This is a genomic window from Bradyrhizobium sp. 41S5 (genome assembly GCF_011516665.3).
In the GTDB taxonomy this organism is placed as follows: Bacteria; Pseudomonadota; Alphaproteobacteria; order Rhizobiales; family Xanthobacteraceae; genus Bradyrhizobium; species Bradyrhizobium quebecense.
In genome coordinates this window covers 661,652-684,323 of the sequence record NZ_CP083721.1, presented here as the reverse complement: position 1 = coordinate 684,323, position 22,672 = coordinate 661,652, and the positions used below count along the sequence as shown (strand labels likewise).

22 protein-coding genes are annotated in these 22,672 nt (G+C 62.2%); 10 read left to right on the top strand and 12 right to left on the bottom strand.

Translation table 11 applies throughout. The features are described from left to right. Nucleotides 1-23 precede the first annotated feature (23 nt). The 4 genes from HAP47_RS03315 to HAP47_RS03300 all read right to left on the bottom strand — a co-directional run bounded on the left by HAP47_RS03315 (nucleotide 24) and on the right by HAP47_RS03300 (nucleotide 2,043). Nucleotides 24-521 carry a hypothetical protein gene (locus tag HAP47_RS03315; protein WP_173639455.1) on the bottom strand — a complete coding sequence of 166 codons (498 nt, stop codon included), beginning with the start codon at nucleotides 519-521 and terminating at the stop codon, nucleotides 24-26. 113 nt (nucleotides 522-634) lie between these two features. Then, on the bottom strand, nucleotides 635-862 hold the full coding sequence (locus tag HAP47_RS03310) for a hypothetical protein (protein WP_106320070.1): 228 nt from the start codon (nucleotides 860-862) through the stop codon (nucleotides 635-637). Nucleotides 863-1,084: 222 nt separating this feature from the next. Then, nucleotides 1,085-1,297 (bottom strand): hypothetical protein, encoded by a 213-nt coding sequence (locus tag HAP47_RS03305; RefSeq protein ID WP_173637095.1) that lies wholly within the window; start codon nucleotides 1,295-1,297, stop codon nucleotides 1,085-1,087. Next, a complete protein-coding gene (locus HAP47_RS03300) occupies nucleotides 1,294-2,043 on the bottom strand; it encodes a CBS domain-containing protein (protein WP_173639456.1) in 750 nt (249 codons plus the stop codon). Before HAP47_RS03300 ends, HAP47_RS03305 begins: the two co-directional genes overlap by 4 nt. Here HAP47_RS03300 and HAP47_RS03295 point away from each other — a divergent pair. The 5 genes from HAP47_RS03295 (at nucleotide 2,034) to fixJ (ending at nucleotide 5,463) form a co-directional block, all read left to right on the top strand. Continuing rightward, nucleotides 2,034-2,450, top strand: coding sequence for a hypothetical protein (locus tag HAP47_RS03295; RefSeq protein ID WP_173639457.1), 417 nt, complete (start codon nucleotides 2,034-2,036; stop codon nucleotides 2,448-2,450). The genes HAP47_RS03300 and HAP47_RS03295 overlap by 10 nt on opposite strands. Before the next feature lie 290 nt (nucleotides 2,451-2,740). Then, entirely contained in the window at nucleotides 2,741-3,097 is a 357-nt protein-coding gene (locus HAP47_RS03290; RefSeq protein ID WP_173640683.1) for a hypothetical protein, read from the top strand. Between the two features lie 100 nt (nucleotides 3,098-3,197). Next, nucleotides 3,198-3,326, top strand: a complete 129-nt coding sequence (locus HAP47_RS41280) for a hypothetical protein (RefSeq protein WP_256460477.1) — start codon at nucleotides 3,198-3,200, stop codon at nucleotides 3,324-3,326. Nucleotides 3,327-3,427: 101 nt separating this feature from the next. Then, nucleotides 3,428-4,858, top strand: a complete 1,431-nt coding sequence (locus HAP47_RS03285; protein ID WP_173639458.1) for a PAS domain S-box protein — start codon at nucleotides 3,428-3,430, stop codon at nucleotides 4,856-4,858. Further along, a complete protein-coding gene (gene fixJ, locus HAP47_RS03280) occupies nucleotides 4,855-5,463 on the top strand; it encodes a response regulator FixJ (RefSeq protein WP_173639459.1) in 609 nt (202 codons plus the stop codon). Before HAP47_RS03285 ends, fixJ begins: the two co-directional genes overlap by 4 nt. Before the next feature lie 176 nt (nucleotides 5,464-5,639). Here fixJ and HAP47_RS03275 read toward each other — a convergent pair whose 3' ends face one another. Both HAP47_RS03275 and HAP47_RS03270 read right to left on the bottom strand, forming a co-directional pair. Next, nucleotides 5,640-7,634 carry a methyl-accepting chemotaxis protein gene (locus tag HAP47_RS03275; RefSeq protein WP_173639460.1) on the bottom strand — a complete coding sequence of 665 codons (1,995 nt, stop codon included), beginning with the start codon at nucleotides 7,632-7,634 and terminating at the stop codon, nucleotides 5,640-5,642. Between the two features lie 244 nt (nucleotides 7,635-7,878). Next, nucleotides 7,879-8,175: a hypothetical protein gene (locus tag HAP47_RS03270; protein WP_231168732.1), complete on the bottom strand. Its 297-nt coding sequence runs from the start codon at nucleotides 8,173-8,175 to the stop codon at nucleotides 7,879-7,881. Nucleotides 8,176-8,820: 645 nt separating this feature from the next. Here HAP47_RS03270 and HAP47_RS03265 point away from each other — a divergent pair. After that, on the top strand, nucleotides 8,821-11,232 hold the full coding sequence (locus HAP47_RS03265) for a phosphoketolase family protein (protein ID WP_173639461.1): 2,412 nt from the start codon (nucleotides 8,821-8,823) through the stop codon (nucleotides 11,230-11,232). Between the two features lie 26 nt (nucleotides 11,233-11,258). Beyond that, on the top strand, nucleotides 11,259-12,443 hold the full coding sequence (locus tag HAP47_RS03260; RefSeq protein ID WP_173639462.1) for an acetate/propionate family kinase: 1,185 nt from the start codon (nucleotides 11,259-11,261) through the stop codon (nucleotides 12,441-12,443). A gap of 180 nt (nucleotides 12,444-12,623) precedes the next feature. Here the strand turns inward: HAP47_RS03260 and HAP47_RS03255 are convergent, their stop codons facing one another. From HAP47_RS03255 to HAP47_RS03245, 3 genes are read right to left on the bottom strand one after another with little or no spacing between them, the layout of a single operon-like run. Continuing rightward, entirely contained in the window at nucleotides 12,624-13,733 is a 1,110-nt protein-coding gene (locus HAP47_RS03255) for an ABC-type transport auxiliary lipoprotein family protein (protein ID WP_173639463.1), read from the bottom strand. Between the two features lie 16 nt (nucleotides 13,734-13,749). Beyond that, the gene (locus HAP47_RS03250; RefSeq protein WP_173639464.1) at nucleotides 13,750-14,487 is read right to left on the bottom strand and encodes an ABC transporter ATP-binding protein; all 738 of its coding nucleotides are present in this window, start codon (nucleotides 14,485-14,487) and stop codon (nucleotides 13,750-13,752) included. 2 nt (nucleotides 14,488-14,489) lie between these two features. Continuing rightward, entirely contained in the window at nucleotides 14,490-15,557 is a 1,068-nt protein-coding gene (locus tag HAP47_RS03245; RefSeq protein ID WP_231168731.1) for an MlaE family ABC transporter permease, read from the bottom strand. A gap of 227 nt (nucleotides 15,558-15,784) precedes the next feature. Here HAP47_RS03245 and HAP47_RS03240 point away from each other — a divergent pair, with 227 nt between their 5' ends. Then, nucleotides 15,785-16,195, top strand: coding sequence for a hypothetical protein (locus HAP47_RS03240; RefSeq protein WP_173639465.1), 411 nt, complete (start codon nucleotides 15,785-15,787; stop codon nucleotides 16,193-16,195). On the opposite strand, the gene HAP47_RS03235 is transcribed toward HAP47_RS03240, so the two are convergent. The 3 genes from HAP47_RS03235 to HAP47_RS03225 all read right to left on the bottom strand — a co-directional run bounded on the left by HAP47_RS03235 (nucleotide 16,165) and on the right by HAP47_RS03225 (nucleotide 19,945). After that, complete coding sequence (locus HAP47_RS03235) at nucleotides 16,165-18,936, bottom strand: bifunctional acetate--CoA ligase family protein/GNAT family N-acetyltransferase (RefSeq protein WP_173639466.1); 2,772 nt, start codon at nucleotides 18,934-18,936, stop codon at nucleotides 16,165-16,167. The two genes, HAP47_RS03240 and HAP47_RS03235, sit on opposite strands and share 31 nt — an antisense overlap. Continuing rightward, a complete protein-coding gene (locus tag HAP47_RS03230) occupies nucleotides 18,918-19,394 on the bottom strand; it encodes a CBS domain-containing protein (protein WP_173639467.1) in 477 nt (158 codons plus the stop codon). The genes HAP47_RS03235 and HAP47_RS03230 overlap by 19 nt, the downstream gene beginning before the upstream one ends. A gap of 74 nt (nucleotides 19,395-19,468) precedes the next feature. Next, nucleotides 19,469-19,945, bottom strand: a complete 477-nt coding sequence (locus tag HAP47_RS03225; protein WP_371821734.1) for an Hsp20/alpha crystallin family protein — start codon at nucleotides 19,943-19,945, stop codon at nucleotides 19,469-19,471. Between the two features lie 129 nt (nucleotides 19,946-20,074). On the opposite strand from HAP47_RS03225, the gene HAP47_RS03220 reads away from it, so the two are divergent. Beyond that, nucleotides 20,075-21,058: a zinc-dependent alcohol dehydrogenase family protein gene (locus HAP47_RS03220; RefSeq protein WP_173639469.1), complete on the top strand. Its 984-nt coding sequence runs from the start codon at nucleotides 20,075-20,077 to the stop codon at nucleotides 21,056-21,058. Further along, a complete protein-coding gene (locus HAP47_RS03215) occupies nucleotides 21,055-22,638 on the top strand; it encodes a bifunctional aminoglycoside phosphotransferase/ATP-binding protein (protein WP_173639470.1) in 1,584 nt (527 codons plus the stop codon). The genes HAP47_RS03220 and HAP47_RS03215 overlap by 4 nt, the downstream gene beginning before the upstream one ends. Nucleotides 22,639-22,672 lie beyond the last annotated feature (34 nt).

The following is a 22,672-nucleotide window of genomic DNA, read 5'->3' as shown; positions in this document are numbered from 1 at the left end:
CTTTGGAACGGAAGATGGACCTGTCATGTGGGGGCTTTCTTTGGGTGCGATGACGTCATGAAAATCACAGTCTCGCTGCCAGCCGTTTGATCGGCATCAATTCCTGCGCCATGCCGCGTGCCACTGCCGCCGCGGCTCAGCGCGGTCAGGGTCAATTCGTTCGGACAATATTTTGCCGGACTGGCCCGCCGCTCCCGCGCGAGATCCGCGGCGCAACGTGCCTTGTCACGGCATAGACCGCACACTCGCTGTAGATCGCGCAACACATCGCAATGGGAAGAGGCGAGCATCTGTTCGGACAAACCTGCATGCTCGAGACGCTTGCTGAGCAACTCCGGCGAGCCTCGCTCGCAGGCAAGCGCACGAAGGTCCGGCGTCGAGAGATTGAGCTCGTGCGCGATCTCGTCGACCTCCCGATCGGTCATCAGATCGAATTCGCGGCATCGAGACAGAAACGCACGCAAGCGACCGATAAGACTCTCGAACTGCGGCGAGTTATTGCCAGCTGATCGATCGGTCATTTCTCATACCCCCTTTTTGGCTCTCCACCCTTAGCTAAAAAACCTGATTTCCGATTTGATCTTGGTCAAACGCGATGCCGCGGCAGTCGATCGCGATCGCCGCCCAGAAATCGTTAGCCGCCCCAGGCTGATGGTAAAGCCGGCGGTGTCCGAAGCTCCATGGAATCGGCAAAGATCGTCCAGTCTCGGACACCCTTCTGTCTGCAGAAGTCGGCCTCGGCCAACTGTGCAGCCGTGGAAAGCGAGGCCGCGTCGACCTTGAACGCTGCCTGACAGGCGCGATGTTCATGGCCGGTGTCGTCGCAAACGGTCTTGATGAAACGAACGTCAAATGATGGCATGGCACCCTCGCATGGGCTGGTTGGTTATTGTTTACGCTGCCATGAGTGCGAGACGCCCGTATTGATCTTTCGCAAGAATGTCGTGCGGGAGCAGATGTCGTATTGTGGAGGATGGCGAATGGGAGCAGAGCCATGAGCGATCTCGACCACAACGTCCGTGAGCGTCGCACTTATCGTGACGCGCAGCTCACGCGATACGCAAACAAGACCAGACGGAAGCTGCTATTTGCGGTGGGATTTCCAGTCTGTGGATGACGGCCGGACTGCTGGTATGGATGACGTCGTCTTGCCGTTGACGGTCCAACCGGAGGCAACGATCGCGAAGCCGACGATCAAGCAGATCGCAATTAGCGTTGCGGCGAATCCCACGACATCTGCGCTGACTACTGCGGTCGCGATCAACGGGAACAACAGGGTTGCGGGACGAACGATCACCCTGCCATCTCCTTCGCGGCCTTGGCGGCAGCCGCTCGTTCGTCTTCCGCCGATTGGATATAGAAACCGGAATAGGTATCGACGTAGCACAGATGATCGTGCACTTCCTTGACGCCGGTGGCATTCTCCGCGGCGACAATCGCCGCCTGCCTCGCCCGCTCATCCATGATGACTCCACGGAGGTGCACCACGCCGTCGCGCACCGAGACTTGCAGCCCGAGCGGGCACCAGTTTGCACCGTCGAGTGCCCGTACGATGCGATCGTGGATGTGCGTGTCATCCGCCGTGAGATCCGGAATCTGGTGCGCGATGGACGCTACTGCCCGCAACAGATCCGCACGTGTTACGAGGCCAACGAGCCGTCCGTCGCGCATCACTGGCAACCGTTTGACGCCCTTCTTCTCCATGAGATCGACCAGATCAGGGAGCGGCGTTTCTTCCGTCACGGTGACGGGATCGCACGACATGATCTCTCCAACCTTCCGGCCGCGCTCGTGGACGAAGTCCGCGGCGGCATAACCGGAACCGAGAAGGAACTGAAACCAGCGGCCGCGCCGGCGTTGCGTGCCGATCTCGCTTCGCCGCAAAAAGTCGCTCTCCGACAGGATGCCGACCAGTCTTCCAGCCGCATCGACCACCGGCAGGCCACTGATATGGTGATCCATCATCAGCTTCGCGGCGTCGAGAATGGATGTCTCAGTTCCGACAGTGATGACGTGTCTCGCCATGATCTGATGTGCGCGCATTACTGATCTCCTTCCATCGCCTGCCAGCCAAGATCACACGCAATCGGCTGATCCACTTTGATCTCCCTCAACGCCTGCGCTTGACGGAAATCAAGGCGACGGGACCGATGATCGACGATGCTGGCGCCCTGTCAGGAGATCAAATTCATGTTGCAGAACCTGCTTGCCTTGATGGGAGTGCTGGCGATTGTCGTCGCGACGTTCGCCTGGATGCGCTTGCCGCCAAGGCGGCCGCTAAGGCAGCCCGTCAGGTCAAGCCCCCGCCAGCTCGGTCGGCGCCAACCGTTCTAGGCCGCCGCCTGCCCCGATTCGACCACCCGGCCGGAATTTTGACCTGCATCAAACCGGAGCGCCGCGCCACCGTTAAGGATGCTCACCCGTCAGGATCGTGCAAATGGCAGACATAAGGGCTTGGCGCCCCATCATCTTCTCGTGTCCAAATACCGGCCATCGAGTTCAAGGCTTGCTACCCGCCGACGCATCCGAGCCCCTGGCTGACGAGTTGCACTCGATCTCCTGCGCTGCCTGCGACGGCGTCCACTTCATCAATCTGCGAACCGGTGCCGTCGTCAGTCCCACGCGCAGCTAGCCTGGTCGCGAGAACAGCGCGTGCCGGAAGCCACCAAGTTGACCCACGTCAACGCGCAGGCGCCGCCGGCATGAGAAACAATACTTTCCTCAACGAAGGATGTTGGACATGACAGACCATAGCGAAGCCCGTCCCGTCTCCGACGCCATCCAGAGCTACGCGAAGCGGGCGATGGCGGTCCAGTCGGAATTCTCGGAGAAACTGATCGAGGCAAACCAGCACTGGTTCGAGCAGATCCAGATCGAATCGAACGAAGCCTGGGAGCTTTTCCGCAGGTTCAATTCTACCGCCTCAGCGGCCGAGAAGATCACTGCTCTGCAGGACTGGGCCAAAGGCGTCGCCGCGCGCGGGGCGAACGACGCGACGTACGCGATCGAGACCGCACGTTCGCTGGGCACGATCGAGCTGAACCTGCTTGCACGGAAGGCCAGCAGTGTCGACGAGGCAACTCAGAAGGCTGCCTGACGTGCCAGCACGCGACGCTCCCGAACGCCCTGAGGCAGGCGTCAGCGCCACATGGGAGGGGGTCGCGATAGCCCCCTTCGGTCGAGATCTTGAACTCGCCGTGATCGAGGGCAACGCCATTCACAAGCTCGTCTTTCCATGCCGCCGCATCCCGGGCGGCTGGGTAAAGGCGGAGACCGCCGAACGCATCATGGTGCAGCCGACGCATTGGCGTGCCTGGATCAGATAGACCTGTCCCCGCCGCCGTGGCCCGCTCGTGCCGAGCGGCCGGTGGCTTCGGCCGTCCGAACGTTGTAGTATCGATCCAGCTGAGGGCTTCGCCGGGGAAATATGTCCGATCGCATCTGGTACCGCTATGGCACTGCCGTGGCAGCGGCCGCGCTCGTATTCGCGGTGCGCGCGGGGCTTAATAATTATTTCGACGACCGGGCCTTCACGATCATCTATGTCCCCGCCGTGCTGTTTGCCGCTTTCGCCGGCGGCCGCGGTCCGGCGATCCTCACCACCCTGCTCTGCCTCGCCATCAGCGCCAAATTCCTCGGCAAAAGTCTGGTCACTGAACCTGCGAACCTGATCGATATCGCATGTTTTGCCATTCTCGGCCCGATCCTTGGCTTCATGGGCGATCGGTTATTGAGGGAAAGCGATCAAGCGCGAAATCGCCAGGCCCATCTACAGTCGATCCTCGACACGGTCCCTGACGCTATGATCGTCATCGACGACCACGGTATTGTTCGTTCCTTCAGCGCTGCGGCCGAGCGGCTGTTTGGCTGGAAACCGGACGAGGTCGTCGGCAAGAACGTCTCGAGCCTGATGCCCCAGCCATATCGCGGCGAGCACGACCGGTACCTCGAACGCTACCTTACGACTGGCGAACGGCGCATCATCGGCATTGGCCGCATTGTGGTTGGAGAACGGAGCGACGGCTCGACCTTTCCGATGGAACTCGCCGTCGGCGAGGCCAAGGTACGTGGAGAACGCTTTTTCACCGGCTTTATCCGCGATCTCACCGAGCGTCGAGCGCAAGAACGGCGGCTTCAGGAGCTGCAGTCCGAGCTGGTCCATGTGTCGCGGCTGACCGCCATGGGCGAAATGGCGTCCTCTATCGCCCATGAGATCAATCAGCCACTATCCGCCATTACCAACTACATGCGCGGCGCGAGGCGGCTGCTGACACCGGAGACACCGGACGCGACGCGAATTCGTGACGCGCTCGAGCGAACCGCACAGCAAGCGCTGCGAGCCGGCGACATCATCAAGCGCCTGCGCGAATTTGTTGCCAAGGGCGAGACCCAACACTCCCTGGAGAGCCCCGCCACCCTGCTCGAAGAGGCTGTCGCACTAGCGCTGCTCGGCGCCAAGGAGCAGGGAGTAAGGTTCGCGATCCGCAGCGACCGGGACATGCCCTCGATCATCGTCGACAAGATCCAGATTCAGCAGGTCGTGCTCAACCTGGTTCGCAATGCGATCGAGGCGATGGCCTCCAGCCCGCGCCGCGAATTGACCGTCGGCGTCACCAAGACTAACGGTGTGGCGACGTTCACCATTGCCGATACCGGTCCGGGCATCAGCCCAGACATCGCCGACCGCCTGTTTCAGCCCTTTATCACGACAAAGGAGCATGGCATGGGCGTCGGACTCTCGATCTGCCGGACCATCATCGAATCCCATGGTGGACGCATCGATGTGATGCCAAACGCCGGAGGCGGCACGGTTTTTCAGTTCATCCTCCCGTTCGCGGAGGACGGAGAAGCAGCATGACGACGCGGAGCACAATTCTCGTGATCGACGATGATCCCGCAATGCGGGACTCATTGGCCTTTCTTCTCGACGTGAACGGCTTTGCCGTAACGACCTATGAGACGGCAACCGACTTTCTCGATCATCTTGCCAGCAGCAAGGTCGACTGCATTGTATCTGATATCCGCATGCCCGGCATGAGCGGCCTCGAACTGGTCCGCAAACTCAAGGCCGACGCGGTAGCATGTCCCGTCATTCTGATGACTGGCCATGGAGACGTCGCACTCGCGGTCGAGGCGATGAAGGCCGGAGCGGTTGACTTCATCGAAAAGCCGTTCGAGGACGAGGCGCTGCTGCGAGCAATCGGCGAAGCCTTGCAAACACAGCAGGCGGGACCGGCCGATGGTACGGTCAAGCGCGAAGCCGAAGCTCGTTTGGTGGACCTCTCGCCGCGCGAACGTGACGTCTTGCGAGGGCTCGTGGCGGGCAAGATCAACAAGGTGATCGCCCACGACCTTGGCATCAGCCCGCGCACGGTCGAGGTCTACCGAGCGAACCTGATGGCCAAGACCAATGTGCGCAGCATGTCGGAGTTGATGCGGATCGCGATCGCTGCCGGGCTCTAGCCATGGGGCCGCCGCTCCCCGAGGCATAAGTAGTTGTACGTAATTTTCAATTGGGCGCCGCCGGTCAAGGATATGTCGATCTGCCTTTGGAGAGGTCCCGTCCAGGACGCTCGCCGACGCACAGGGCAAGCCGGCAAGCATGCCTTGCGGTTAGCCTCGCGCGCGAGACGTTGTGTTTACGCTGCTGCCGAACGCGCGCACTCGCTTGAGAGTACCGCAGCCAACTTCTGCTCGGTTTCCGCCGACAGATTCAGGTTGATCAATACCGAGCCGGGATCCATACGCGCTACGACACCGCCAAGTCGGAACGAGAGCCCATCAATCGCCAGTTCGACAAGCTCGCCTTTTGCTGCGTCCGGCAATGCGCACTCGATCGATACCGCGTCCATCGACACGTCGCGGGCCTCGATACGCTTCGTCTCGCCGCGCCAAACCAAGATACCGGATCGTCGAAGCGCAACGCGTGACGAACGCCGACGATCGACATCAGTGGTCGACGTACGAATGACACGGATAAGCGTCGTGCGCAGTTCGGCCACTTTCTCAGCAATTGCCGTTGATCCGTTGTGCATCTCCGACGCCCGTCGGCCGGTTTCAACCGCTTCGGCAGACACCGAGGCAATTTGAGACGCCACCTCGCGGGCAGCGTGCGAGGTCTCTTCGACCGTCCGCGAGATATCGGCCGTGACGACGTTTTGCTCCTCGACCGCGGCGGAGATCACGGCTGATACGGATTCGACGCTGCGAATGACCTCACCAATGATGCTCATGGACGCAACCGAGGCATGCGTCGCCTCCTGGATCTCGGCGATTTGCTGCGCGATCTCGTTTGTTGCTCTCGCGGTCTGTTCGGCCAGCGACTTCACCTCGGCCGCAACCACTGCGAAACCGCGACCGGCAGTCCCGGCCCGGGCGGCCTCGATCGTCGCGTTCAATGCCAGGAGATTTGTCTGGCCGGCAATTTCGCTGATCAGGCTCGTCACAGTCCCAACCTTCGAAGCAGCTTCCGACAGCTTGACGATTGTCGCCTGGGCTTGCGTCGATGCCGTCACAGCCTCCAGCGTCAACGAACGCGACGCTCCCACTTGATTGGCGATCTGCGATATCGAAGTAGCCAGCTGGGAGGATGCTCTTGCGACCGTCTGGGCGTTGGCGAGCGCCTCCTCGGCAGCGGCTGCAACGCTACTGCTGTTTCTCTCCAGCGTCAGCGCCGTATCCCTCATGATGGACGCGTTTCTTGCCATGCGATCCGTGCCGGACGCAACTTCGCCGACAGCGACCTTAGTGGCATTTTCGACGTTCGCCGCCATTTGCTGCAACGCCGATGCCCTGGCTTCCTCGGTGGCGCGCCGTCTCTCCTCGTCTTGCCTGGCCTCGTCACGCACTTTCTCGGCAGCTCTGACCCTGAACTGTTCGATTGAGCGGGCCATGTCGCCCAGTTCATCGGACCGCTCGAGCCTCGGGAGCTTCATGTCGAAATCACCCCCGCTCAAGCGGTTGAGAGAGCTCGTCATTGTCACCAGAGCTGTCGATATCCGCCGCGCAAGCAGCAGTGTTATCAGCCCGACGGCCATCACGATCGCAGCGGCAACAATGATGATGCTTCGTGCCCGCTCCCAGACCTGCGCCTGGAGATCGTCCACATACACGCCTGTCCCGATGACCCAGTTCCACGGTTGAAAGCCCGCGACAAACGATAGCTTCGGTTGCGGCGTATCCAGTCCCGGCTTTGGCCATTGATAGTCGACAAACCCCTCGCCGTTTCGCTTCACGATCTCGGCAAATTCGACAAAGAGCTGCTTGCCGGTTGGATCCCTGATTTCACGCAAATCCTTGCCGTCGAGCTCCGGCTTGATCGGATGCTTGATCATCGTGGGACCGAGATCGTTGATCCAGAAATAATCCCCGTTCCCAAATCTTAGCGCGCCGATTCTGGCTGCTGCATTGCGACGGGCGGCGTCTCCATCCGCTCCCCGGCCGACGGCGGCGTCATGCTCCTCCTGCGCAATGCCAAGAGCCAATTGGGTAAGGTGCTTCAACTCGCTCTGCCGCTGCGCGCGCAAAGCATCTGCCAGATTGGTTGCCTGGATAGCGGCCAGCCCGGTCAGCCCGCAAAAGCTCAGTCCAACAATTGCGTAGATGCGCTGCGCCAGAGAGATCCTGAAATTCATCGCTTTTCACCAACTGATTTACCGCAAACGGGTTGCCCGATCTGACCTGGGCATGGGCAAGTCAATATAGGCCGCCTGGGCCGGTGCGGACTATTGGGCCGCGAGATTTAACTCACGTAAAATCCCCTATCGGAATCCTGTAGCAGGGCTCAATTTTCGCATGGCGACGAGCAGGACGATCTATCGTCAATCCGATGAAATGTTGCGCCTCGGCGAATGGTGCCGCCCGCAATGTGGGCCGACATCAATCGCCGATCAGCGCTCGCGCATGCTGTCGCGTGACCGCAAGGCTACCGAGTAGTTGGTCGTGCTGCTGCTGCAGCTTCGTCCTGGCCTCTCCGGCCGGACACACGGCGACCAGGCCGCTGATCTGGAGCAGTTGCAGTTCGAGCATCAACATCACTTGACGGAAGGAATGGCGAATGTCCGCTCTCGACGCCACCTCTCCGTGGTTCGCCCGACGCGATTCCGGAAAGTGCACGAGGTTTCCCATTACCCTGGCCAGCCCATCTTCGAGAGGAGGAAGCTCAATGGCAAGCAAGCTCCCTTTCGAACCCATCAACAGCAAACGAGATGCGCCTATTCCGCCTTGATCCGGATCAAACGAAATGAGCTGAGGCAGATCAAGATATTATTACCACAATGCTTTGCTGGGTGACGTCAACCGAACGAGAAAGGGGCATCAATGGACGGGATCACGCATTTCATTGCCCTGCCGTACGACCGGACCGATGGCGGGCTCGTTCCGGGCCAGCCGGCCAAGTGCGCCAGCCCTGCAGCGGCGATAGAGCATGCCAAGCACTTATGGAAGACATTCGGCCACGCTGGTGCCGCAGCTATCGTCCGTACCGGCTATCCCGAGACGAGAACCACCGTGCTGAGGACATATGGAATGGTGCCAAACGACCTGGAGCAAGAACCATCCGCTCCCCATTTACGGTGAGGAGCAATCTGCAATTCCTTGCGCTGGCTCAAAACTGACCTCGTGAGGGTCCGGTTCCGCCTCCGACATCGAGCTTTCCAGTCCTTGAGCGTCCCGTGTTGGTGGACGTTCAAGGAATGTGGGCGTTGCGGCCCGAATTGGCGTGCATCTTTGAGCTGGCTCAAGCCATTCCCGTCATATTCGCCCTCTAACGTGGAACCGATAGCGGCGTCCGAGGTCATCTTTGAGTCCCGGGAGAGCGACATGCAATCTGCGACCACTCCAAACGAGCAAGCACGCACGGATGATCTTGAGCTGCTCGACCGTTATTGGCGAGCCGCCAATTACCTCTCCGTTGGACAGATCTATCTGCTTGCGAATCCCCTCCTGAAAGAGCCGCTGAAGCCGGAGCATATCAAGCCGCGCCTACTCGGGCATTGGGGCACCACGCCGGGGCTCAATTTCATCTATGCCCACCTCAATCGCGCAATCCGCGCTTCCGATCTCAACGTCATCTATATTTGCGGTCCCGGCCATGGTGGTCCCGGTATGGTTGCGAACACCTATCTCGAAGGCACCTACACCGAAATCTATCCGGAGGTGACGCGCGATGCGGACGGCTTGCGCAAGCTGTTCCGCCAATTCTCCTTCCCCGGTGGCATTCCAAGCCACGCGGCGCCGGAAACGCCCGGCTCGATCCACGAAGGCGGTGAGCTCGGCTATGCACTGGTTCACGCGTATGGCGCAGTGTTCGACAACCCCGATTTGATTGCCGTTTGCGTCGTCGGCGACGGCGAGGCGGAGACCGGTCCGCTCGCGGCGTCCTGGCATTCCAACAAGTTCTTGAACCCGGTACATGACGGCGCAGTGCTGCCAATCCTGCACCTCAATGGCTACAAGATTGCCAATCCCACCGTGCTTGGGCGGATGGATGATGAGGAAGTCCGCAGCCTCTTCATCGGCTACGGCTACGAGCCGCTATTCGTCGAAGGCGACGATCCGCGTGCCATGCATCGGTTGATGGCCGACACGCTCGATACCGCGCTCGCCGGCATCCGCTCGATCCAGCAAGCCGCGCGCCAGCAGACCGGCAGCCTTAAGCGACCGCGATGGCCGATGATCGTGCTGCGCAGCCCGAAGGGCTGGACCGGACCGAAGGAAGTCGACGGGCTGAAGGTCGAAGGCTTCTGGCGTGCACATCAGGTGCCGATCGCCAACCCGCGCGGCAACCCCGAGCATCTGAAGCTGCTCGAACATTGGATGAGCACCTACGAGCCCGACAAGCTGTTCGATTCGAACGGGCGGCTCGCACCTGAATTGCAAGCCCTTGCGCCCGCAGGCGACCGTCGGATGGGGGCCAACCCGCACGCCAACGGGGGCGTCCTGAAGCGGGAATTGAAGCTACCGGATTTCCGTGCGCATGCGGTCGAGGTCACCGCTCCGGGTGACGCCGTCGCCGAAGCCACGCGAGAACTCGGCAAGTTCTTGCGCGAGGTCGTGGAGCTGAATGCGGAGGCCCGCAATTTCCGCATCATGGGTCCGGACGAAACCGCATCCAACCGGCTCGATGCGGTCTTCGAGGCCACCGACCGGGTCTGGATGGAGGGCATCGAACCCTATGACGTCCATCTGGCTCATGACGGGCGAGTGATGGAAGTCCTAAGCGAGCATCTCTGCCAGGGCTGGCTTGAAGGTTACCTGCTCACGGGCCGCCACGGTTTCTTCTCCTGCTATGAGGCCTTCATCCACATCGTGGATTCGATGTTCAACCAGCATGCCAAATGGCTGAAGGTCTCGCGGGCGCTGCCCTGGCGGCGGCCGATCGCGTCGCTGAACTATCTCCTCACCTCGCACGTCTGGCGCCAGGACCACAATGGATTCAGTCATCAGGATCCCGGCTTCGTCGATCTCGTCACCAACAAGAAGGCCGATATCGTCCGCGTCTACTTCCCTCCTGATGCGAACACCCTGCTCTGGGTCGCGGATCACTGCCTGCGCACCTATGACCGCATCAATGTGATTGTCGCCGGGAAGCAACCCGCTCCGCAATGGCTCTCGATGCGCGATGCGATCACTCATTGCGAGGCAGGCATCGGCATCTGGAAATGGGCCGGCACCGAAGCAGTCAACGCCGAGCCAGACGTGGTGATGGCCTGCGCCGGCGACGTTCCGACGCTGGAGACGCTCGCCGCCGTCGATCTGCTCCGCAACGCGCTGCCGCAGTTGAAGATCCGCGTCGTCAACGTGGTCGACCTGATGACGCTGCAGCCGACGGAGCAGCATCCGCACGGCCTGTCCGACCGCGACTTCGATAGCCTGTTCACCCGCGACAAGCCCGTCATCTTCGCCTATCACGGCTATCCCTATCTGATCCATCGCCTGACCTACAGCCGCACCAATCACGACGGAATGCACGTGCGGGGCTTTGCGGAGGAAGGCACCACCACGACGCCGTTCGACATGGTGGTGTTGAACGGCCTCGACCGCTTCCATCTCGCCATCGAAGCAATCGAACGCGTGCCGGGGCTCGACATCGCGGCCGCCCACGTCAAGCAGCAATTCCGTGACGCCCTGATCGAGCATACGCGCTACGTGCGCGAGCATGGCGAGGACATGCCGCAGATCCGTGACTGGGTCTGGCCCTATGGCGCGACAGGTCACAAATCCGTTGACTGAGGCAGCGAACGCGAGAGAGACCACCCATGTCCGACAGCGTCCTGGTGCTTAACGCCGGCTCGTCGAGCATCAAGTTCGGCCTGTTCGATATCGCTCCGTCCGAGCCAGAGCTGCAATGCAAGGGCCTGCTTGACGAGCAGGAGAACGTCCCGCGCATCGTGGTGAGCGATGCTTCGGACAGGCCGCTGTTCGAGAAGCGCCGCGCGAGCGGCACGTCGGAGGACAACGGTCTGTTCGGCGATATACTTGCCTGGATCGAGGACTATCTCGACGGCGGCAGGCTCGCCGCCGTCGGCCATCGCATCGTCCATGGCGGCCGCGAATTCTACGGGCCGGTCGTCATCGCAGGGCAGACTCTCGCTGCGCTGGAGGCGTTCACGCCGCTGGCGCCGCTGCACCAGCCGCGCTGTCTGGCGCCGGTCCGGGCCGTGCAGTCACTGCAGCCGGAGCTGACGCAGATCGCCTGCTTCGACACGGCCTTTCATCACGGCCTGGCGCCGCCGGTGAGCCGCTTTGCCATCCCGCGGCAGTTTGAGCAGCGCGGCATCCGCCGCTACGGTTTCCACGGCCTCTCCTTCGAATACGTCGCCAGCCGGCTCGCTGCGATCGCCCCGCATTGGGCTGACAAGCGCGTCGTCGTGGCGCACCTCGGCAATGGCGCGAGCCTCTGTGCCTTGCGAAAGGGCGGCAGCGTCGACACCACGATGGGATTGACCCCACTCGACGGTCTCGTGATGGGGACACGCTGTGGAACGATCGACCCCGGCGTGCTGCTTTATCTCATGCAGGAAGAGAAAATGTCGGTCGATGACGTGCAGCACCTGCTCTACGAACGCTCGGGTCTGCTCGGCGTCTCCGGGGTGTCAGCCGACATGCGCGCCCTGCTGTCGAGCCACGATCCTGCGGCTCGCGAAGCCGTCGATCTCTTCACATTTCGTGTCGCCGCAGAGGTCGCCGTGATGGCAAATACCCTCGCCGGCCTCGATGGCCTGGTGTTCACCGGCGGCATCGGCGAGCACGCCCCGGAAATCCGGCAGCGCATCTGCGATCGCCTCTCCTGGCTCGGGGTCAGCATTGATGCAGTCGCAAATGCTCAGGGCGCGCAGCATATCGCCGCGAAGGGCAGCCCGGTCGATGTACTGGTCATTCCGACCAATGAGGAAGTCAGTATTGCGCGGCACTGCCGCAGCCTGCTGGTCACAGGTCGCTAAAGCGCGATGAGATTAGGTTGAATCGTCATCGCGCATTAGCTCCTTGTTTGAGCTTGATCTTTTCGGAAAACCGCTTCGCACTTTTCCGGATCATGCTTTAGGTCGCGACGACCTTGGCTTGGCGGCAGCCGCCGAGCAAGTCTGATCCAAGATCGTTGTGAGACGCTGCAACGATCTGGTTCAGTCCGTCGCCGCAACCCACATCACGAGCTCCCTTGCGAGGGTGCCGAACGCCTTATCGAAGGCGGCGGCCGCCTCGGGCGGCGTCAGCGAGCTAATTCCTTCGGATCCTTCGAGAAGCTTTGCAGCCTTTACCTGACCATTTCGATCCACGATCTTCGCGGACAAGGAGATCGTCGCGCGCGGTTGAGGTCCCTGCACGATTTCGAACCGGCGCAGGTCGATCAGCAGACGCGGCGCACCTTCTACGCCGCTGTCGGCGCGCAGTGGCGCATGCTCGACGTCGTAGTTCTCGAAGCTCTGCAGCAACCGCGCCTGCACCAGCACCGGGAGACTATCGCTCCACTGCGCACCTTCAAATCCTTGAATTTCCTCATCCGGCGTGAACAAGAAGCGCTGGGTCTGGAGGCGGGCGATCGCGGTCGGCTCCGCCATGACCAGCTGCTCGGGCAGATTCGCATGGCGTTGCGCGCCGAAGCTGTCCACCGCGTGAAGGTCATACGCCACCTTGCGAGGCGCGGGCGCACCGCCGCCGGTCATGCGTTCGAGCCCGGCCACAATTCCATCGAGCTTCGGCGTGTTGCGCGCGAGCCCTTCAGCGAACGTGCTGAGATTGTCGATCGTGCTGTGCAGCGGCGCGGCGTTGTCGGACAGGACGGCATCGACCCGGCGTAACGCATCGCGGGCGGCCTGCGTCATGCTCCGCCCGGCCCCCTTTTCGGCCACCAGCGGTTCGCGCGCCGGCGGCGCCTGGGGATCATCACCGCCTTCCAGCGCGATCACCGGAACGCCGGTCAACCCCTGAAAATCGAGGCCGACACGCGTGTCGGTATGCACCGGCGTGCGCTCGGCGACTGCGATCCCGGCGCGAACCTCGCGCGGGCGTTCCGGAACCAGTTCAAGGGTTGTGACCTCGCCGACGCGGATACCATTGAAGAGAACGCCCGCCCCGACGAGCAGGCCAGGCACGGGGTCGGTAAAGACGAGCTGGTATGTCTCCCGCTTTCCGATTCCACCGAAATTGTTCAGCCAGTAAACGAAGCCGAACACGGCGACGATTGCCGACAATACGAATGCACCAACGACAATGTAGGGCGCGCGGATTTCCATTTGGGTCTCTCTCTGCCTAGTTGCCGAGGCCAAGCTTTTGCGCCCGGGCTCCGTGAAAGTAAGCCTGGACCCAGGGGTGATCGGACTTGAGCACCGATGACAGCCGCCCGATGGCCGCGATCCTGCCGTCGGCAAGCGCGGCGACGCGGTCGCAGATGGCTTGCAGGCTGTTCAAATCGTGCGTCACCATGAACACAGTGAAACGCAACGTACGATGCAGCGTCCGGATCAAGGTATCGAATTCGCCGGCAGCGATGGGATCGAGCCCAGACGTTGGCTCATCGAGAAACAAGAGCGAGGGGTCGAGCGCCAGTGCCCGCGCGAGCGCAACCCGCTTGGTCATGCCCCCCGAGAGCTCGGACGGATATTTGTCCCCGTCTTCGCGCGTCAGGCCGACCATCTCGAGCTTGGCGTCCGCAATTTCGTCCAGCAGCCCCGGGGAAAGCCGCGCACGCTCGCGCAACGGAAACTGGATGTTCTGGCGAGCCGTCAAGGCCGAGAACAGCGCTCCCTGCTGGAACAGCACGCCCCAGCGGCGTTCGTCATCGCCGTCGCCCGCGAAATCGATCTGCCCGCTCCGCTTCGGGAGCAGACCGACCAATGTCCGCATCAGCACCGACTTTCCGCCGCCGGACGCGCCCACGAGGCCGAGAATTTCACCGTCGTTCACGTCGAGATCGAGATGATCGAGGATGATCTTCTCGCCGAAGCCGACCACGAGGTCGCGGATATGGATCGCTGGCGCGTCGACCATGGCTACATCCCGATCGAAGCAAAGAAGACCGCGAACAACCCGTCGAGCACGATCACCAGGAAGATCGATTTCACGACCGACGCCGTCGTCTGCTGCCCCAGCGATTCCGCGCTGCCCTTGACGCTCAATCCCTCCACCGCCGCGACAAGCCCGATCACGAGTGCCATGAATGGCGCTTTGATGATGCCGACCTCGAAATGAGTGACTGAAACCGCGTCGTGAAGGCGTGCGATGAAGATCGCTGGACTCATGCCGCCATAGAGCCAGGCGATGAGCCCGCCGCCATAGAGCGCCGCGAGCGAGCCGAGAAAGGCGAGGATCGGCAGCGCCACCACCAGTGCCAGGATCCGCGGCAGGATCAGGACTGCGATAGGATCGAGCCCCATGGTGCTGAGCGCGTCGATCTCCTCACGCATCTTCATCGCGCCGATCTCGGCCGTATAGGCGCTGCCCGAACGTCCGGCCACCATGATGGCCACGATCAGCACGCCAATCTCGCGCAGCACGAGAATGCCAACCATGTCGACGACGTAGGATTCCGCACCGAAGCGGCGGAAATGGAAGATGCCTTGCTGAGCAATGATGGCGCCGATCAGGAACGTGATCAGCACCATGATCGGCACCGCTTGCCAGCCCACCCGACCGAGCTGATAGACGGTCGACGTCAGTCGGAACGATCGCGGATGCCTGAGAATGCCGAGCAGCGCTACGCTGAAGGCGCCGAGCATATGCAGGAATGCCGCCGAATCGGACGCCAACCGCCTGCTGCCGCGGCCGAGCTGATCGAGTCTCTGCAGCACGGGGTTGACTGATCTGCGTTCGGCGGGGCCGTAACGGTTCAGTCCTCGTACCTCTTGCAGCAGGTCGCCATATGGACCGTCAGCACCTGTAAGAGCTGCTCTGGCAGCGCCACCGCGGGCAAGCCTTTCCAGGAGCCAAGCCCCGACGGTGTCGAGCGCGGTGACACGACGTACATCGATCGAGCCGATATCGGTACGCGCGGCGTTCGTACACAGCCGCTCCAGGGCTTCGACGTTGGCAACGTTCCAGGCCCCACATGCGGTAAGCACGCGCGGATCGTCCGCATTCGCCGTCAAAGCCGGGGCATTGAGCAAGATTGTAACTCCAATTTGTAGTTCACCTTAGGCTGCTGGAGACGGGCTGTGTTTGACCCAGCGCAATCGGCGTCACCGTGCCCCCAGACATGCGCTTGACGCAAATCAACGGCTTGGCGCGCCGCGGCTCTAGAATTGAAGAGGTTGCCCGGCAGCCTCGGGCATGTTTAGGGAGATTTCCGATGAATCGCGCCGCCTTCACGCCTCTGCAAAGCACTGCGTTGCCGCACTCATTCAGGCAGGTTCGGCTCGAACGCGCGCGCGAGCACGATCACCCCGAGGGCGCGTCCGCGATCGGCTATATCATCATCGCCCCGCTCGATACGGCATCGCGGATCGATGTCGAAACCTGGAAAGCCCATCGCGAGGCCTGCCGCGTCGTTCGTCAACGCCCCGCGGAAGACGATCAGCTCGGTCACCTCGTTCATGGTCCTGGCGGCAGCTGGCGCTTCCATTACGACGTGGCCGGTTCGACAGCCGATGAAGCCGGATATCATTTCGGCAACGAGCGCTTTCGGCTCGGCGAATATGTCTCGGTCCACGAGGCGGACGGCATGCATCCCTACCGTATCGTTGCCGTCACGCCGCTTTGATCGCGACTGCGTCGGATCAGGATGTCGGCGCCCAAGGCATCCACCGCCGAAAGGGAGAGGTCGAGGACGACATTGACGATCCGATGGTCGGTCGGCTCTGTCACGGCGGTGAACCCGAGCTCATGGCACATGTTCAGCATGGTGGTGTTCTCGGCCAGCACTTCACCTGACAGCCGCTTCAGCCCTTCCGACCTCGCATACTGAATCAGAAGCTGCATCAGCGCCCACCCAAATCCTCTGCCCTTGAGGTCGGACTGCAGCAGGATTGCGTACTCGGCATTCTCGTAGAGCGAGTCCGAATGAAGCTGGACTGCTCCCACCATGGCGCCGGTGCTCGGATCCAGCGCCGCAAAGACCATCGCACGCGCATAGTCGAGCTGGGTCAGCCGGGCAACGAACGCATGCGAAAAATTCTTCATTGCCTGGAAGAAGCGAAGTCTGAGATCATCGGCCGTTACACGCCTGAAGAAGCTCTCGACCATGGGCTCATCTTCCGGCCGCAACGGTCTTATCACGACGCGCGAGCCGTCCCTCAGGGCAAGCTCTCCTTCCCATTGCGACGGATAAGGCCGCACCGCGAGCCGCGTCTGACCTGCAAACAGCCGCGCCGGCTTGCGGACCGCCACCCGCGCATCGAGCGCCAGCACGCCGGTTTCATCCGCCAGCAGCGGATTGATATCGAGCTCTGCGACTTCCGGAATATCGGCCGCCATCTGCGCCAGTTTGACGAGGGTGAGGGGCACGACCTCGGCCGGGACAGCGGGCACATCGCGATAGGCGGCCAGGAGCCTCGAGACCCGTGTCCGGCTCACCAGGTCGCGCGCCAGGTTCATGTCGAGCGGTGGCAGCGCCAGCGCCTTGTCGTTGATCACCTCGACCGCGGTGCCACCGCGGCCAAACACGATCACGGGACCGAAGGTCGGATCGTCGGCAATGCCGAGGAGCAACTCGCGTGCCGCCCGTCGCTCGATCATCGGCTGGATCGTCACGCCTTGCAGGACGGCATCCGGACGCGCGTTCCGCGCGCGCAACAATACCGCCCTCGCTGCCTCGGCGACACGTTCGCGCGTCCGCAAGCCAAGGATGACGCCGCCGACATCCGACTTGTGGCTGATGTCGCGGGAGAACACCTTGACCGCAACCGCAAGTCCCTGGGCCAGAAACGGCGCAGCCTTGTCTGCGGCATCGTCGGCACCACAGGCGGCGACCGTCGGCACGATTGGAATATCGTACGCCTTGAACAGGGCCACGATTTCAACTGGGTCAAGCCATCCCCGCCCCTCGGACAGCGCTTTCGCGATCACGCGCCGCGCCGCCACCGTCTCCGGCGCAAACGTCGAGGCGATACTGGGCGGAGTTGCGGCCAGTGCGATGGAAGCCTCGCGATATCTCACCAGGTACATGAAAGCGCGCACTGCGTCATCTTCGGTGGGGAAATGCGGGACGCGGGCAGCTTCGAAGGTTGCCGCGGTGCGCTCGTCGGCACCATCCCACGATGCTAGCACCAGCGCGGCAACGTCACTCTTCCTGGCCCGACGGTCGCGAACACATTGTGCCACCGCATCGGCGATTCCTTCGGTCGGCGCAACAGCCGTTTCCACATTCATGACCAGCACGGCGTCGCTGTTGGCGTCCTCGAGCAACACGCCGAGTGCAGATACGTAGCGGGCAGCATCGGCATCGCCGGAGATATCGATGGGGTTGGCGCGAGACCAGCCTTGCGGCAGAACCCGATCGAGCGCCGCAATCGTCTCCGCCGACAGGCTCGCTGGAACGCCCCCTAGCTCAACGAGCCGGTCGATCGCGAGGATGCCGAGCCCGCCGCCATTGGTCAGGATCGACAACCGGTTGCCGTGCGGAACGAAGCCGCGGCCAAGCAACTCGGCGCAGTCGAACAACTCCCGAAGGTCGTACACGCGCAGCATGCCGGCCCGGCGGAACGCCGCATCATAGACCGCGTCCGAACCGGCCAGCGCGCCGGTATGGGTAGCGGCGGCCTTGGCGCCCTGGGCCATCCGGCCCGCCTTCACCACAATCAGTGGCTTGAGCCGCGCCGCGGCGCGCGCGGCCGACATGAACTTGCGCGCATCCTGGACGGCCTCGAGGTAGAGCAGGATCGCGTTGGTGTGATCGTCCTGCGCGAAATAGTCGAGCAAATCAGCGACATCGACGTCGAGCTGGTCTCCGATCGATACGATGCCGGAGAAGCCGAGCCGCCGCTCAGCCGCCCATTCGATCATCGCTGCAGCGATCGCCCCGGACTGCGAGATCAGGGCAAGACGCCCTTCGGCGGGCTGATGTGCGGCAAAGCTCGCATTGAGCTTCGCGCGCGGCACCATGACGCCGAGACAGTTCGGCCCGATCAGGCGCATGCCGTGCATGCGCGCCGTCCGCGCGACCGTCTCGGCAAGCGAGCCGGCGCCGTGCCCAAGGCCGGAGGACAGGATCACCGCACCGGCGACACCGACCGCAGCAGCGTCCGAGATGATTCCGGGAATCGCGGTCGCGGGCGCCGTGATCGCGAGGAGGTCCGGAACGAATGGAAGTGACTTGAGATCCGGGAATGTAACCTCGCCGTCGATCGCAGTGTAGTTCGGATTGACCACGGCGATGCGGCCGGAAAAGCCGTACGCCTTGAGGTTCATGAGCACCGCCAAGCCGAGCGAAGATGGACGCGAACTACCGCCGACAAGTGCGACCGTTCGAGGCGAAAGAACCCGTTCTAGACCAAACGTAGACATCGGACGGTCTCGCAGGGAACGAGCGGAGGCGCCTGCCGCTTCGTGCAGCGCGCCAGAGCCCGCATGACATCCTCGCGAGCAATGATCCCGACCAGGTGGCGATAATTGTCAATCACGGGCAGGCTCTTGAGCCGATGTGCGACCATCATCTGCAGAACACGCTGCAAATTTGTGTCCGGCTCAACCGCGATCACATCGGACGACATGATCTCATCGACCGTCGTTCCCATCCGATCGTCGTAACGGGGCAAGATGTGATCTGTCGGACAGGCGAACACCTTCAGGGCGTCGAGTTTCGTGACGAACCCGACCACGACATCGTCGCGGAGCACGGGATAGGCGTCATAGTCGTCCTTTGCGAACAACCGGTACAAGTCGCTGACGGTCATTTCGGGAGCGACGCTTCGTACCGACCTCGTCATGTTGCTCGCGACGGTTTCCTGAAGAAACTCGTACATGGCTGATCCCCTTGGATGGATGGTTGTTTCGTGGGCGCGTCGCTCGCCGACGGGCGACGCGCCCGGCAGGGCGGCTACGCCGCCGTCTTGATGTCGATCTGCCTGCTCTGCTTGGGAGCCGGCTTCTTGACGGTGACCTTGAGCACGCCCTTGGCGATTTCGGCGCTGACGTCCTCCGCCTTGACGCCCTCAGGCAATGCAACGGATCGCGAGAACGCGCCGAAGCTGCGCTCGACCAGGTGATAGTCCTTGTCCTTCTCCTCGCGCTCACTCTTCTTCTCACCCCGGATCGTGAGCGTATTGTCGGCGAGATTGAGCTGAACGTCCTTGGTCTCGAGGCCGGGCAGTTCGGCGGAGATCTCGACGGTCTTGTCGGTCTCGCTGACGTCCATGCGCAGCATCATCGCCTGCGGCGCGGCGAACGTCGGAAAATTGCGGCCGAATCCATCGAACAGTCGGTCGATTTCCTGCTGCAGAAATGTGAAGGGGTTGTTCTCCCGCCGCGCCAAGGCGCGCTCGGTTCGAACGGGGATCATGTCGTTGACCATCATTACCTCCTGTTTGGATATTGCCTACAAACCAACGTTAGTCAGGAGCAGCCACTCGGCTGTTGACCGGGATCAAAACCGGACCAATGTGATGTGATCAAAGGAAGAGCACAGACTTAAGCGAGTTCCATCATGCACGCCATGATCCTGCCCGCGCGAGGCGCGCGGCTGCAATTGACGGAGCGGCCCGACCCACTCCCGGGACCAGGCGAAGTCCGCGTCAAGGTCGGCGCCTGTGGCGTTTGCCGGACCGACCTGCATGTCGTCGACGGAGAACTGCCCGACATCGCCTATCCGATCGTTCCCGGCCATGAGGTGGTTGGCCGCATCGACGCGATCGGTGACGGCGTAGACCATGCGCATCTTGGCGCACGCGTCGGCGTCCCCTGGCTTGGATCGACCTGCGGGCATTGTCCCTACTGCCGGGAAGGCAAGGAAAACCTCTGCGACGCCCCCCTGTTCACCGGCTATACGCGGGACGGCGGCTTTGCCACCCACCTGGTGGCAGACGCGCGTTACTGCTTTCCGCTCGGTGAAGACGGCGAGGACGCGGAGCTTGCACCGCTGCTCTGCGCCGGCCTGATCGGCTGGCGCTCGCTGGTGATGGCTGGCGACGGCCGCAAACTCGGCATCTACGGTTTTGGCGCGGCGGGACATATCGTCGCGCAAGTGGCGCGTTGGCAAGGGCGGGATGTGTACGCTTTCACCCGCTCCGGCGACACCGAGGCCCAGCGCCTGGCTTTATCGCTCGGCGCATGCTGGGCCGGCGCTTCGGGAGATCGACCGCCGGCCGAGCTTGATGCCGCAATCATCTACGCCCCCACCGGGCCGCTTGTCCCGCTCGCGCTGCGCACGCTGCGCAAAGGCGGGCGCGTGGTTTGTGCCGGCATTCACATGTCGGATATTCCGAGCTTTCCCTACGACATCCTTTGGGGTGAACGGCAGATCGTTTCCGTTGCCAACCTGACGCGACAGGATGGCGTCGACTTTCTCAAGACGGCGGCAACAGCTGGAATCCGGACACACGTCACCGTCTTTCCCTTGGATCAGGCGAATGAGGCACTGGCGCGCCTGCGGGATGGCAAGCTCGTCGGCGCAGCCGTTTTGAAACCATGACGACGCCGATATCAACACCCGACGCGGCCACAGGCGAGACTGACCAGGCCGCTGTATTGTCGTTCCTGGCCGGGTCTGGCCGGTCGAACGCACCGGTAAAGCGGATCGACACCCATTGTTCGATCGTCTTTCTCGAACCTTCGCGTGTTCTGAAGATCAAGCGAGCTGTCAAGCTGCCCTATCTCGACTTCTCGACATTGGAAAAGCGGCAGCACGCCTGCGAGGATGAGATCGCCATCAACAAGCGTAACGCCCCCGCCATCTATCACAGGGTGGTTCCGATCACGCGCGGGCGCGATGGGCTTGCGGTCGGGGGGACCGGACCGGTTGTCGAATGGGCCGTCGAAATGGCTCGCTTCGACGAAAACAAGACGCTGGATCATCTCGCCGAGCAAGATGCAATCCGGCCGGAGCTTGGCGAGAGACTGGCCGCCATCCTGCTCGAATCCCATCGGACCGCAACCGGACGCGAAGGATCCCCATGGCTTGCTTCGCTCCCTGTCATCATCGATCGCAATACGGAGCAGTTTTGCGCCGGGTCAGTTCTCTCCCGGGAGGAAATCGATCGATTGCACGAACTGAGTCATCAGGCCCTCGCGCGCAACCTCGAACTGCTGCGCCGCCGCGCCGCCGCTGGGCAGGTCCGGCATTGTCACGGCGATGCACATCTCGGCAACATCGTCCTGCTCGACGGCCAGCCCGTTCTGTTCGATGCGATCGAGTTTGACCCCAATATCGCGACGACCGACGTCCTCTATGACCTCGCATTCCCCGTGATGGACCTGCTGTACTTTGGGCAAGAGCCGACGGCCAACAGACTGTTCAACAGCTACGTGCAAGCCACCTGGGATGCACAATCGAACGCGCTGTCCTTGCTGCCGCTGTTTCTGTCGATGCGCGCTGGAATACGCGCCAACGTACTCTTCACCAAACGGCGACAATACCAAAGCGACCAAACGATCACCGCCCACGCAGAGCGGTATTTCCAGCTTGCACGCCGGCTCATTGAACCGGGGCCGCCCCGCCTGCTTGCAATTGGCGGGAAGTCCGGTACCGGTAAGAGCGTGCTGGCGCGCGACATAGCGCATCTGATCGCGCCGCCCCCGGGCGCTCTGGTTCTGCGATCGGATGTCATTCGCAAGCAACTCAACCAGGTCGCCGAGCACGCCACATTGCCGCCGGAGACCTATACTCCCGAAGCATCCGACCGCGTCTACCAGGCCATGCTCGATCGTGCCGGGCACGCCTTGGCGCAAGGAATCTCAGTTATCCTCGACGCCGCATTCCTGCAGCAAGCCGAACGCGACGCCGCAAAAGTCGTTGCCCGCGGCGCCAAGGTCGAGTTCAGCGGGATATTTCTGACTGCCGATGACGCCGCGCGGCGGCAACGTGTCGCATCGCGACGGCACGACGCCTCCGATGCGACGCTCGACGTGGTCAATGCGCAAGCGAAGATTAATACCGGCGACGTCGATTGGGAGATCGTTGACGCCTCCGGTTCGCCCGCCACGACTCTCCACCGCAGCATGTCCTGTCTGCGAAATGCACCGTGCCCTTCCGGCATGCGGACCGCACCCTAAGGGAATATCCGGAATTGGTCGAGCCGGCGAAGTC